We start from the raw sequence: 12,522 nt of genomic DNA, 5'->3' as shown, positions 1-12,522 counted from the left end.
AATGGAACATTATATTAGTTTACTCGTACGATCCATTTTCCTGGAAAACATGGCTCTGGCTTTCTTTCTGGGGATGTGTACGTTTCTGGCTGTTTCAAAGCAAGTCAAAACAGCGTTTGGCTTGGGGATTGCCGTTACTGTTGTGTTAACCATTTCGGTGCCAGTCAATAACTTGGTTTATAACCTCGTTTTGAAAGAAAATGCACTGGTCGATGGTATTGATCTGACTTTCCTGAACTTTATCACTTTCATCGGTGTGATCGCTGCGTTAGTACAGATTCTGGAAATGGTTCTTGACCGTTTCTTCCCACCTTTATACAACGCACTGGGTATTTTCTTACCACTCATTACGGTGAACTGTGCGATCTTTGGTGGTGTATCGTTTATGGTACAGCGCGAGTATGATTTTACTGAGTCAATTGTTTATGGCTTTGGCTCCGGTGCTGGTTGGATGCTTGCAATCGTTGCGCTTGCAGGTATCCGTGAGAAAATGAAATATTCTGACGTCCCTCCTGGGTTACGTGGTCTTGGTATCACGTTTATCACGGTCGGTTTGATGGCGTTAGGCTTTATGTCATTCTCTGGTGTTCAACTGTAAGTCGGGTAAACCGCAGCAATAAGGAATAGTCAATGGACATTATTCTTGGTGTAGTGATGTTTACTCTGATTGTACTGGTTTTAGTTTTGGTGATTCTATTTGCCAAATCTAAGCTTGTTCCAACAGGTGACATTACGATTTTAATTAATGACGATCCTGAGAAAGCGATCGTCACAAGCCCGGGCGGTAAACTTCTGGGCGCACTGTCAGGATCTGGTATTTTCGTATCATCCGCTTGTGGTGGTGGTGGTTCTTGTGGCCAGTGCAAAGTAAGAGTTAAATCGGGTGGTGGTGACATTCTTCCTACAGAATTAAGCCATATTTCTAAAGGTGAAGCTCGCGAAGGTGAACGTCTGGCTTGTCAGGTTTCCGTAAAAGCAGATATGGAAATTGAATTGCCGGAAGACATCTTTGGGGTGAAAAAGTGGGAATGTACTGTTATCTCTAATGATAACAAGGCGACTTTCATTAAGGAGCTGAAGTTACAAATCCCTGATGGCGAATCTGTACCGTTCCGTGCGGGCGGATATATTCAGATTGAAGCGCCAGCGCACCATATTAAGTACTCAGATTTTGATGTCCCTGAAGAGTATCGCTCTGATTGGGAAAAATTTAACCTGTTCCGTTATGAGTCGAAAGTTGACGAAGACATCATTCGGGCATATTCGATGGCAAACTATCCTGAAGAATTTGGCATTATTATGCTGAATGTTCGGATCGCAACACCGCCACCGAATAATCCGAATGTACCGCCAGGTCAAATGTCATCTTATATCTGGTCTCTGAAAGAGGGCGATAAGGTAACAATTTCTGGTCCATTTGGAGAATTCTTTGCCAAAGATACCGATGCAGAAATGGTCTTTATCGGTGGTGGTGCAGGTATGGCGCCAATGCGTTCACATATCTTTGATCAGCTGAAACGTCTGAAGTCTAAGCGTAAGATCAGTTTCTGGTATGGTGCACGTTCGAAGCGTGAAATGTTCTATGTAGAAGATTTTGATGCTTTACAAGAAGAGAACGACAACTTCAAGTGGTTCTGTGCCCTGTCAGATCCATTACCAGAAGATAACTGGGATGGCTATACCGGTTTTATTCACAACGTTCTGTATGAGAACTATCTGAAGGATCATGACGCACCGGAAGATTGTGAATACTACATGTGTGGACCACCAGTGATGAATGCAGCCGTGATTAACATGCTGAAAGAGCTAGGTGTCGAAGAAGAAAATATTCTTCTGGATGACTTCGGCGGTTAAGCCGTCATTTCATCCCCTGTATGATATGGCTGACTGTAAAGTCAGCCATTGTTTTATCCAAGTGCTGAATTTTGTCATGGTTGAATGACAGAGTATCTCATCGAGGGGACTAAAAGGTTTGTTGGTGAGATTGAGGTTTTTGGTAATCGGGGAAAAATGATCAGTTGGTGGATGAATCACTGAAGTTGTAGTGATTGTGAAACGAAATGTGGTTCAAAGAAGCTCTCTCCGGATTGCTTCCCGCCTGTCTGAACCGTGAATGAGGTATAATATGAGTACTTTCCTAATCACTTTTGCAATGTTTGTTGTTGTGATTGCAGCGATGGCGGTTGGATATATATTCCAAAAGAAAATGGTGAGTGGTAGCTGTGGTGGTCTGGGGGCTGTCGGTATTGAAAAAGTCTGCAACTGTCCTGAACCTTGTGATGCTCGCAAGAAACGCGAAGCTAAAGCGGCTGCTAGAGCTGAACGTTTAGCTGAATGGAACAAAGACCGTATTGCTTAATTGAGCTTAGCTCTGTTTACGTTTGTGCTGCTCTCAACGGGGACTCTTCCATATTGAGAGCGGCATCCTGCCCTCCAATTCATCCTCTCCTTGATTCTCTCTATTGGACACTGTCAGTCATGTAGGACGTGATTGCAATTATTTGGTGAACCACAAAAAATTAGATCGCGATCTCGAGAAATTGCGTCTATGATATACTGTATATATAAACAGTGTTATGAGTTGTTATGTCACGCGATGTATCAGGGAAGCGGTTCCAAGGCCGCGGAACGATGTCAGCCATCCCTGGGCGTTTTGAAGTCCGCATGATTGAAACGGAAGATGGCTTTCATTCTGTATCTTCACCGAACACAGAGATTCGCTACGAATATGCCAAGACCTTGATTACATCGAATCAATCTCCGGATATTCCGTTTCGTTTTTCGATAAATCCGTATCGAGGTTGCGAGCATGGTTGTATTTACTGTTTTGCCCGGCCGACACACGCGTATCTGGATCTTTCTCCCGGCATTGATTTTGAAACACGCCTGACGGCAAAGATAAATGCCCCTGAGGTTTTTGAAACAGAACTCAGACATCCGAATTATCAGTGTCAACCGATTGCGCTTGGTATCAATACCGATGCCTATCAACCGATAGAAAAAGAGCTAAAGATTACTCAGAAACTATTGAATATCGCCTATGAATATAAACAACCGATTTCTTTGATCACGAAAAGCTCTCTGATTTTGAGGGATATTGACCTATTGCAATCGATGGCATCAGAACAGCTCGTACATGTCGGTGTCAGCTTAACGACGCTTGATAATGACTTATCGCGTAGACTCGAACCGAGAGCTGTTCCGGGATCTGTCCGTTTGAAAATGATTCGTGCGTTGAGAGAGAAAAATATACCTGTGACCGTGATGATCGCGCCAGTGATCCCTTTTATTAACGATCATGAAATAGAGACATTAGTTCAGGCAAGTGTTGAAGCGGGGGCTGAGCGTGTTGGTTATGTAATGTTGCGCTTGCCCCACGAGGTTGCTCCTTTATTTGAAGATTGGTTACACATACATTTTCCTCTACGGGCTGAGCGAGTGCTTAGTCATCTCCGTAGTATGCATGGTGGGCAACTCTATCAAGGCGAATTTGGTAAACGAATGACCGGCAGTGGTGTTTATGCTGATTTCATTCGACAACGTTTTCATCTGGCAAGACGTAAAATGGGTGCTGAGGAACGAAAATCGGAACCATTGGATTACAGTCGCTTTCAAGTTCCGCCTCGGCGTGGTGATCAAATGGTGCTGTTTTGAGATGAAAAAGGTACATCAGTCTCTTTGTCATCTGTTGGCGATGAAGTTAGTGTTCGTTAAAGTGCTTGATCATAAACTCGACGAACAGGCGGACTCGCATCGGTAAGTTGTCCCGGTCGCGATATAGCATAAATAATGTGCGAGCTATGCTGCGCCAGTCAGGTAGCACATGATTGATTTCCCCCTGAGCTATCATCGGTAGTGCAAAGTAATCCGGTACGTATCCGATACCGAGTCCTGCTTTTATGGCGTGAATTAGCGTCAAAATTTCATCCACCTCCAGCCTTATTCCTTTCTGGGGATGATAATCAAACGTTTCACTATTCTTTTTGTGTACTAACTGCCACGGTATCATTGGACGACAAATGATGGTGGGGTGACCACACAACCTTTCTGGTGTGGTTATGCTGGAAATATCGTAATCAGAATGAGAGCACAAAATAAAATGGATATGCTTTAATGGTCTCGCAATCCAGTTGTCGACAACCGGATTACCGACTCGAAACACCACGTCCATCCCTTCCGCTTCAATATCAATCAGAGAGTTGGAAAAATTCAAATCCAGCTGAATATCTGGATATTGCAGCAAAAAATCATAGAAGATATCTCGCAGGAAGTATGAACCAGCGTTGATTGGCGCGGAAATGCGGATTTTTCCCTGCGGCTGATATTTATCCCGATGGAGATCTTCGTCAATATTATTGAGTTCATCAAACAGCATGGCGGAGCGCTGGAAATACTGCTCACCGGTACTGGTCAGCATAACTCGGTGAGCGTCTCGATTGAGTAGACGAAGCTGTAGATCCGCTTCTAACTGGCGGATACGACGGCTCAAAGTAGAGAGTGGCATCCCCAAAGATTGGGCAGCATCTTTGAAACTGCCTGCATGTGCGACAGCACAAAAACAGCGCAAGTCGTCTAATGAATAGCTAGGTTTCATTATTGGTATTTACTGTCTTAAAATTGCTTATTTATCTAATTATTGAAAGCAATACACTAAGTAGTAAGTTTTGGCAAGTCATTCGGAGTGACGATGGAATCTAATTCAACGATGAAAGCGGTTGTTCTTCTCATTATCTGTACCTTCTTTTGGGGCAGCAGCTTTCCAATTGGTAAGCATGCGTTAGATGAAGTGCACGCACTCACCTTAGTGTTCTGGCGCTTCATTATTGCGGCCACATGTCTGGCGGTATACCTCAAAGTTAAACGTATGCCAAAAATGCACTTGAGCGGGTATCAATGGTGTTGGGTCATTTCGGCCAGCGTTGTCGGGGTGGGCGGGCTCAACCTTGGTCTGTTTACGGGACTGGCGACCACCAATGCGACCAACGGTTCACTGATTATGGCGCTTAGTCCGCTGATGACATCTCTGATCGCGTGTATTGCACTGCGCACTTTTCCGTCTTTTGTACAATGTTTCAGTCTGCTGGTGAGTCTGGCCGGCGTACTGATGGTGATCACCAACGGGCATCTTGAAACGTTATTCTCTATGCAGATCAACCACGGCGATCAGTTGATCTTTGGTGGTATGCTTGCTTGGAGCTTTTATACCTATGTTAGTCAGGAGATTAGTCGTTGGATGCCTGTAATTTCTTATACCTTTATCGGTATGCTGAGCGGAGCTTTGGTGATTGGTATCATGTGTCTGATATCACCAGAAGTGTATCCGTTCGCTGAATTGTGGAATAGTACAGCATTAGGCATATCGGAAGTGGTTTACATTGGCATGTTTAGCACAGTTGCGGGTTATTTACTGTGGTTAAATGGTGTACGTCACCTTGGATCAGCGAATGCGGCACTGTTTTTCAACTTTGTCCCGATCTTTTCTGTGCTCACCTCATTCATGCTCGGTCATGCCGTGACTCAGTTACAATTACTCGGGATTGCGATTGTCATTACAGGCCTGCTACTGCCACGAATTCATCTGTTGAAACGCAAGCCTAAACCTTGCTCTGAATTCTAGGTGAATTCACGCGATGAACAAATGAGAAAGGCGGGTGGTTCCCGCCTTTTTTATGTTCGGTGTAGCAACAGAACTTTTATATCAATCTCGATAGTGACGGAACTCGCTCCTTGCTGATCTTTCATCAAGCAGTTTTTTACTCATGCTCACTTAAAAGAGGTCATGAAAAAATAGTATATACTGTATATAATTACAGTATATACTATTCATAACTGATCAGCAGAACCAATCTATTTGATAGCCAATTCAATACACGTCACTGAGTATCGAGAATGACTATGACCAATAAAATCATTCACATAGACCTTGATTGTTATTATGCAGCGGTTGAAGCAAGAGACAATCCCAGCCTGAGAGGTATTCCATTGGCTATCGGGGGATCTCAGTTTGGGCGTGGGGTGCTCTCCACTTGTAATTATGAAGCTCGTCAATATGGTATTCGTTCGGCAATGCCAACTTCTCATGCGCTCAGGCTATGTCCGCAACTGACGGTGATTTCTGGAAATATGGAGAAGTACAAAGCTGTTTCTCAGCAAATACGTGAAATTTTTACCCGATATACAGATGTGATTGAGCCGCTGTCTTTAGATGAAGCCTATCTGGATGTAACGCATACCACGCTGTTTAAAGGCTCTGCGACATTGATTGCTCAAGATATCAGAAAGACCATTGAATCTGAGTTGAATCTGACGGCAAGTGCAGGTGTCGCTCCGCTTAAATTTGTTGCGAAAGTGGCCTCGGATATTAACAAGCCAAACGGAATTTGTGTCATTCCCCCGAATGAGTTGCATACCTTTATTGATGGCTTGGGACTGGGAAAAATTCCCGGGGTGGGGAAAGTTACCTTAGAAAAGCTACACAAGTTAGGCCTGTTTCATGGCAAGGACGTGAAAGCATATGAACATCATCTGTTAGTCAAACACTTTGGTCGTTTTGGTCAAACACTGTGGGACAGATGTCATGGTATCGATAAAAGGGCTGTTGAAGTCTCGCGGGTTAGAAAGTCCGTCGGTGTTGAAAGAACATTTAGCACCGATATCTATACTGAAGCAGAGTGTTTAGACGTGATTGGCCGCTTATATCCATCTTTAGTGACTCGGCTTGAAAAAATATCCCCGGAAAAGGGAATTATCCGGCAAGGGGTTAAGCTGAAATTTGATGATTTTAAGCAAACGACAGTTGAACACAAACAACAAACTTTAGATAAGAATTTTTTTACTGTGTTATTGCGAGATGCGCTGTTGAGGCAGCAAGGGCGAGGGATTCGCCTTATCGGTTTGTCTGTTGGACTGAATGTCGAACCGAGTGAAAAAGAGCAAATGAGTTTTGACTGGTGACTTGAAATCAGCTGCTTTACCGCATTTTCCGCCACCCGCGATGTCCTATCCAGTGACAGATAAAAAATAGAGACTTATCGTTTGTTTATGTTTATTTACAGTTAAATATAAGAACATTTGAGCTATGAACACCGAATACACTCTTTTTTGGTTGTGAAAAACCAATTTTTTGATTATTGTACTTGTCAACTAGTTTATTGATATGTTGTATGAGTGGTATGGCACAATCTTCTTCGCGTGATTTTTTCGCGTCTCGACTTGGGTTTATTCTTTCGGCTTCTGGTGCTGCGGTGGGGTTGGGTAATATCTGGGGATTTCCGACTCAGGTTGCCAGTAATGGTGGTGGTGCTTTCCTGCTGGTTTATCTGATTCTGATTGCTTTTGTTGCTTTTCCGATGTTAGTCGTTGAAATGGCAATAGGACGCCACGGTCAAGCGAATCCAGTCGATAGTATGCGAGCTCTTTCATCTGAACCGAAAACCCAGAAATTTGCAGCTGGCGTAGGGTGGTTGGGATTAAGTGTTCCCTGTGCGGTACTTGCGTTTTACAGTATTGTCGGCGGTTGGATCATTTGTTTCTTTCTGGCCGCATTCTGTCAGCTATTGGGGTGGGGAGAACTCTCTCAGTGGTTAGAAGGCTTCTCGGTTGAACGTAATTTGCTAGGAACCGTTATTTTCTATGTTTTAACGATTCTGATTGTTCAGGGCGGTGTTAAGCAGGGCATCGAAAAATGGTCTACGCGTTTGATGCCGGCTCTGTTTGTCCTCTTTGCAGTATTGTTCATTTATATTTTGATGCAAGACGGAGCCGTTGACGGACTCAAGCAGTATCTGATTCCTGACTTCACGAAAATATGGAATAAAGATTTGCTCCTTGCTGCAATGGGACAAGGGTTCTTCTCGCTGACCATTGGCGGTTGCTCAATGTTGGTGTATGGCTCCTATTTGAGTAAAAAAGAGAATCTCCCCAAAATGGCGTTGAGTGTCACACTGGTTGATACCGGGGTTGCCTTTATTGCGGGATTGGTCGTTATGCCTGCGATGTTTGTAGCAATGAAGCAAGGTGTTGAAATTTATGCAGCGGATGGGAGTTTACTCAATTCCGATACATTGGTTTTCCGTGTATTACCGATGATGTTTGAGAGTTTGGGAGTTTTCGGGCAGTTTTTTGCCATCATCTTCTTTTTGCTATTGACCATTGCTGCGCTGACTTCATCGATATCAATGCTTGAATGTCCGGTGACGCTTGTCAGTGAACGGTGGAATACCAGCCGGAATGGTACAACGTGGGCTTTGGGCACGGTCATAGCGCTCTTTAGTGTGGTGGTGCTCTATCATTTCGCTGAACTTTTTGGGTTGGTTGTGATGATGGCAACACAATACCTACAGCCGCTTGCAGCTTTAATGTTCTGTCTGTTTGGGGGATGGGTTTGGCGTCATCGCGCTAAAATTACCGAACTTGAGCACGGTTTTCCGGGCGTTTCTCAACATTGGTTCGGACGTTTATGGCCGGCATATATTAAATATGTTTGCCCTCTCTTTGTTGTCGCCGTGATATGGTTTTCTCTATTTTCTCAGTAGGGTAGTGACTCGTATTGCTATTTCTGTAACTCGATCTCAGTGACAGATGTACCCTCAAGAGCCTGTCACCTGGCTCTTGAGGGGATAAGTTATCCTCGTCCCCGAGTTCTTGTTTTTCTCGATTGCGCATTCTTTTCGGCAAACTCAATGATCATCCCTGCGATATCTTTGCCTGTTGCTTTTTCAATACCTTCTAAACCGGGTGATGAATTGACTTCCATCACCAGTGGGCCGCGAGAGGAGCGGAGGATGTCAACACCGGCAACGTTGAGTCCCATAATCTTTGCAGCGTCAATGGCTGTTTTTCTTTCTTGAGGCGAAATCTTGACTAATGTTGCTGTCCCGCCTCGGTGCAGGTTTGAACGAAACTCACCTTCAGCGCCTTGGCGCTTCATCGATGCGATCACTTTATCACCAATAACAAAACAGCGGATATCAGCGCCGCCGGCTTCCCTGACGTATTCTTGAACCATAATGTTTGCTTTGAGCCCCATAAAGGCCTCAATCACACTTTCCGCTGCTTTGCGGTTTTCGGCTAAAACAACGCCAATCCCTTGTGTTCCTTCAAGAAGTTTGATCACAACAGGTGCACCGCCGACCATATTCAATAAGTCTTTTATATCATCTGGTTTGCTGGCAAATCCGGTAATAGGCATACCAATGCCTTTTCTGGACAGTAATTGCATGGAGCGAAGTTTGTCTCTGGAACGGCTGATGGCGACGGATTCATTCACTGGATAAACCCCCATCATTTCAAACTGACGTAAGACTGCCGTGCCATAAAAAGTCACCGATGCCCCGATGCGAGGAATAATGGCATCAAACCCAGATAACTGCTCCCCTTTAAAATGGATTTCAGGTTTTTCTGAGTTGATATTCATGTAACAACGTAAGGCGTCGATCACTTTATATTCATGTCCTCGCTCTTTACATGCTTCTATCAGTCGCTGAGTTGAATAGAGCGAACTATTTCTCGAAAGAATGCCAAATTTCATCTGTTATCACCAGAAGTCAGTAGAAATGATGCATCCGGGTCAACGATGATTCTCGGGCGCATCGCTGTCCTGCCTAATAACATTCGGAATGCCATATTTTCACGGTTCGTCAGCGTAATATCGACTGGCCATTGCTCCGTACCAAGCTTGATCTCTGTACGGATTACATAACGTTTTTCCTCATAGCCGCCGGAGTTTCTGACGATGCGTCGGTCGATTACTGGCGCCTCACAAATGACAACTTCTGAATCGTCCTTTTGATGGGGATGTAACCAGAATCGTACCCATTGTACGCCTTCTTTTTTGAAGGTTTTTACTTTAAATGCGTGGAGACAAGATGTCTTTGCGCCAGTATCGATCTTTGCATTGATCGTGTGAATTCCCAAAGCTGGAAGACTGAGTGTTTCTCTCCAGCCAATCATAATTTTTTCATTCATTTTTATGTTCTTCGATTAATAGACGTTGAATCGATAGGAAAGGCGCTGGGCAATTTTATTCCTGCAAGGCTATTCCCCCATTGGCAATCATAGCTATTAGGGAGCATCTTATACAGAAGCGCGCTTAATTTTTAAACAGATGTGACTTTGCCTGAGGGAACACTACCAGCAGTTTCAGTATTGAGCGAATAAAAAAATTATCCGTAACGATAAATAATCATGATGGATGCCGTACACTGAAACTTGCGACTAAATTATTTTTATTTTCAATAAGATAGATTGCTTGATTTTACATCATGTTCGAGTAGTGTGCACCGTAGCGGACGGTGCTATTTTCCGCTACGGTATATCATGACTTAGTCTTTTTCGGGGATGCTTTTCAGCATGACGATCATTTGTTCCCAGAATTGCTGAACCGTGCTGATCTGCACTTTTTCATCCGGAGAATGCGGGAACTTAATGGTCGGACCGAACGACACCATGTCCATATCCGGATAGGGGCGCTTAAATAATCCACACTCGAGGCCTGCGTGGATCACCATAATATTCGGTTTATGGCCATAGATATTCTCGTACTGCTCTCTGAAAATGGCCATAATGGCTGAATTCGTATCAGGCTTCCAACCAGGATAAGCATCATAGAAATTAACTTTCGCATGTGCGAGCTCGGCAATAGACCTCAGACTGCTTTCTACCTGTTGACGACCAGAGTCGATTAAAGAACGAACCAAACTGAGGATCGAAATCGTTGATGCTTCAGTCTTGACGACCCCTATATTCAGTGATGTTTCGACCACACCGGGAAAATCATCACTCATGCGAATCACGCCATTGGGACTGGCATTGAGTGTTGCAATGAAACGTTGCTGAGTCGATAAATCAAATACCTGATGTTGTTTCGGGTTCAGCTCAATGTCATGGCATTCAGTTATGATATTCCCTTCAGCTTGTTCCAGCTCCTGACGAATCGTTGCGGTGAAACATTGGAATGCTTCAGTCAGTTTGGATACATTTTCTGCAGGCAGACATAAAGTAACAAAACTTTCACGAGGAATGGCATTTCTCAGCGAGCCGCCTTGAAAATCAATCAGCCGGAGCGCGAGGGGTTCGGCATGTTGCGCCAAAAATCGGGCGAAGAGTTTATTGGCATTGCCCCGGCCGAGATGGATATCACAGCCAGAATGGCCGCCTTTGAGACCTTTGAGCTGGAGTTTTCGGACCACATGATTTGCCGGAACTTGACAGCGTTCAATATCAAAAGCGAGCAGTCCGTTAATTCCTCCGGCGCATCCGACGTAAACTTCCCCTTCCTGCTCTGAGTCGGTATTTAGCAGGATCTCTCCTTCAAGGTAACCTGCTTCCAGACCAAATGCACCGGTCATACCGGCTTCTTCATTGATCGTTAACAGCACTTCTAAAGGACCGTGTTGGATGTTGTCTGAGGCTAAAACCGCCAGACAGGTTGCCATTCCGATACCATTGTCTGCACCGAGAGTCGTGCCTTGAGCGGTGACCCAGTCACCATCGATATAAGGACGAATCGGATCTTGTTCGAAGTTATGAACGGTCTCTTCATTTTTCTGAGGTACCATATCCAGATGCGCTTGCAGCACGACACCCTTTCGGTTTTCCATACCTGATGTTGCTGGTTTCTTAATAAAAATATTACCCGTTGGATCCCGTCTGACATCAAATGATTGCCCTTGAGCCCATTCGATAATGTATTGCGCCAGATTTTCTTCATGGTATGAAGGATGCGGGATAGAACATATTTTATCGAAAAACTTCCAGACGAGAGAGGGTGAAAGTTGACTAATTTCGGATTGGAATTCTGACACTGAAGACTCCTGTTTCACAAGGTGGTCAATGAAAAGTGGATCAAATCAAACTGAATTGGTGCTTAAGGCTTCATTGTACTGAAGCATTCGTTAGTGAAGACAAGCTTGTACTGAAGACCCATGCGCACCAGTCGATAGCAAGAGAATATCACCCTCATCATGCAGGGGATAGCATGAGAAATGTTTTTTAAAAATAAATATGAGCTTAGTTGGTTATTGGTGGTTGTCATTAAGGAATAAATTTTCACAAAATAGAGGTGTTTTGGTAATTTAATTACATAAATCTCAATATAAAATAACTCTCGCGCGGTTTATTTGATTTTTGTCACTATAATATTGTAATAAATTTTCTTTATGGTATATTTAACTCTGTTTGCAATGCTTCTATTTAACCAGTTTATGGAGTTGCCTGAATGAAGCACTTCCCCGGCGAGATTGATGGGGGATATTCGGGAGCCTGGCTTGACCAATTTGCTCTGATGGTCTGTTGTAGAGTTGGAAACGATAGAAACTTGCAGCTCGGACATTTTTGTTCACCCCTAAATTTTATTGGAAGATTTTGACCCCTTTCCAGCGCCACTTCATGTGAAGTGGCGTTTTTTTATCCTTATTATACGGTATTGCCTGCCACCCTTATGAAGTCACAGATGGGGATGACAAGCGTATTTTTGATGATTTTTATAATGTAAATCGGAATATTTACAAGGTTTCATAAACT

At 43.9% G+C, this 12,522-nt stretch carries 11 protein-coding genes; 7 read left to right on the top strand and 4 right to left on the bottom strand.

The features are described from left to right. Window position 1: 1 nt before the first annotated feature. The 4 genes from nqrE to AC55NX_RS01295 all read left to right on the top strand — a co-directional run bounded on the left by nqrE (window position 2) and on the right by AC55NX_RS01295 (window position 3,654). Window positions 2-598, top strand: coding sequence for an NADH:ubiquinone reductase (Na(+)-transporting) subunit E (gene nqrE / locus AC55NX_RS01310; protein WP_496994101.1), 597 nt, complete (start codon window positions 2-4; stop codon window positions 596-598). A gap of 32 nt (window positions 599-630) precedes the next feature. Further along, a complete protein-coding gene (gene nqrF / locus AC55NX_RS01305) occupies window positions 631-1,854 on the top strand; it encodes an NADH:ubiquinone reductase (Na(+)-transporting) subunit F (protein ID WP_496994100.1) in 1,224 nt (407 codons plus the stop codon). A 271-nt stretch (window positions 1,855-2,125) separates the two neighbouring features. After that, window positions 2,126-2,359 carry a (Na+)-NQR maturation NqrM gene (nqrM, locus tag AC55NX_RS01300; RefSeq protein ID WP_059121442.1) on the top strand — a complete coding sequence of 78 codons (234 nt, stop codon included), beginning with the start codon at window positions 2,126-2,128 and terminating at the stop codon, window positions 2,357-2,359. A 227-nt stretch (window positions 2,360-2,586) separates the two neighbouring features. Continuing rightward, complete coding sequence (locus AC55NX_RS01295) at window positions 2,587-3,654, top strand: PA0069 family radical SAM protein (RefSeq protein ID WP_496994099.1); 1,068 nt, start codon at window positions 2,587-2,589, stop codon at window positions 3,652-3,654. A 46-nt stretch (window positions 3,655-3,700) separates the two neighbouring features. Here the strand turns inward: AC55NX_RS01295 and AC55NX_RS01290 are convergent, their stop codons facing one another. Beyond that, on the bottom strand, window positions 3,701-4,594 hold the full coding sequence (locus tag AC55NX_RS01290) for a LysR family transcriptional regulator (RefSeq protein WP_496994098.1): 894 nt from the start codon (window positions 4,592-4,594) through the stop codon (window positions 3,701-3,703). 93 nt (window positions 4,595-4,687) lie between these two features. On the opposite strand from AC55NX_RS01290, the gene AC55NX_RS01285 reads away from it, so the two are divergent. The 3 genes from AC55NX_RS01285 (at window position 4,688) to AC55NX_RS01275 (ending at window position 8,534) form a co-directional block, all read left to right on the top strand. Beyond that, window positions 4,688-5,617 carry a DMT family transporter gene (locus AC55NX_RS01285; RefSeq protein WP_059121439.1) on the top strand — a complete coding sequence of 310 codons (930 nt, stop codon included), beginning with the start codon at window positions 4,688-4,690 and terminating at the stop codon, window positions 5,615-5,617. 278 nt (window positions 5,618-5,895) lie between these two features. Next, on the top strand, window positions 5,896-6,954 hold the full coding sequence (gene dinB / locus AC55NX_RS01280) for a DNA polymerase IV (RefSeq protein WP_059122743.1): 1,059 nt from the start codon (window positions 5,896-5,898) through the stop codon (window positions 6,952-6,954). A 218-nt stretch (window positions 6,955-7,172) separates the two neighbouring features. Further along, entirely contained in the window at window positions 7,173-8,534 is a 1,362-nt protein-coding gene (locus AC55NX_RS01275; RefSeq protein ID WP_496994245.1) for a sodium-dependent transporter, read from the top strand. A gap of 89 nt (window positions 8,535-8,623) precedes the next feature. Here AC55NX_RS01275 and rimK read toward each other — a convergent pair whose 3' ends face one another. From rimK to AC55NX_RS01260, 3 genes are all read right to left on the bottom strand, one after another. After that, complete coding sequence (gene rimK / locus AC55NX_RS01270) at window positions 8,624-9,529, bottom strand: 30S ribosomal protein S6--L-glutamate ligase (protein WP_496994097.1); 906 nt, start codon at window positions 9,527-9,529, stop codon at window positions 8,624-8,626. Continuing rightward, window positions 9,526-9,966 carry an ATP-dependent zinc protease family protein gene (locus AC55NX_RS01265; protein ID WP_496994096.1) on the bottom strand — a complete coding sequence of 147 codons (441 nt, stop codon included), beginning with the start codon at window positions 9,964-9,966 and terminating at the stop codon, window positions 9,526-9,528. The genes rimK and AC55NX_RS01265 overlap by 4 nt, the downstream gene beginning before the upstream one ends. Before the next feature lie 356 nt (window positions 9,967-10,322). After that, a complete protein-coding gene (locus AC55NX_RS01260; protein ID WP_496994095.1) occupies window positions 10,323-11,804 on the bottom strand; it encodes an aminoacyl-histidine dipeptidase in 1,482 nt (493 codons plus the stop codon). Window positions 11,805-12,522 lie beyond the last annotated feature (718 nt).

It is taken from the genome of Vibrio rubrogenes (assembly GCF_059641415.1).
The sequence above is the reverse complement of the archived record's forward strand: the minus strand, read 5'-3'. Positions and strand labels throughout refer to the sequence as shown.

What these genes read in the sequence shown, in the direction of transcription:
- dinB (WP_059122743.1), top strand. Translation starts at nt 5,896, where the DNA reads ATGACCAATAAAATCATTCACATAGACCTTGATTGTTATTATGCAGCG.
- AC55NX_RS01265 (WP_496994096.1), bottom strand. Translation starts at nt 9,966, where the DNA reads ATGAATGAAAAAATTATGATTGGCTGGAGAGAAACACTCAGTCTTCCA.
- nqrF (WP_496994100.1), top strand. Translation starts at nt 631, where the DNA reads ATGGACATTATTCTTGGTGTAGTGATGTTTACTCTGATTGTACTGGTT.
- AC55NX_RS01275 (WP_496994245.1), top strand. Translation starts at nt 7,173, where the DNA reads ATGGCACAATCTTCTTCGCGTGATTTTTTCGCGTCTCGACTTGGGTTT.
- rimK (WP_496994097.1), bottom strand. Translation starts at nt 9,529, where the DNA reads ATGAAATTTGGCATTCTTTCGAGAAATAGTTCGCTCTATTCAACTCAG.
- nqrE (WP_496994101.1), top strand. Translation starts at nt 2, where the DNA reads ATGGAACATTATATTAGTTTACTCGTACGATCCATTTTCCTGGAAAAC.
- nqrM (WP_059121442.1), top strand. Translation starts at nt 2,126, where the DNA reads ATGAGTACTTTCCTAATCACTTTTGCAATGTTTGTTGTTGTGATTGCA.
- AC55NX_RS01285 (WP_059121439.1), top strand. Translation starts at nt 4,688, where the DNA reads ATGGAATCTAATTCAACGATGAAAGCGGTTGTTCTTCTCATTATCTGT.
- AC55NX_RS01290 (WP_496994098.1), bottom strand. Translation starts at nt 4,594, where the DNA reads ATGAAACCTAGCTATTCATTAGACGACTTGCGCTGTTTTTGTGCTGTC.
- AC55NX_RS01295 (WP_496994099.1), top strand. Translation starts at nt 2,587, where the DNA reads ATGTCACGCGATGTATCAGGGAAGCGGTTCCAAGGCCGCGGAACGATG.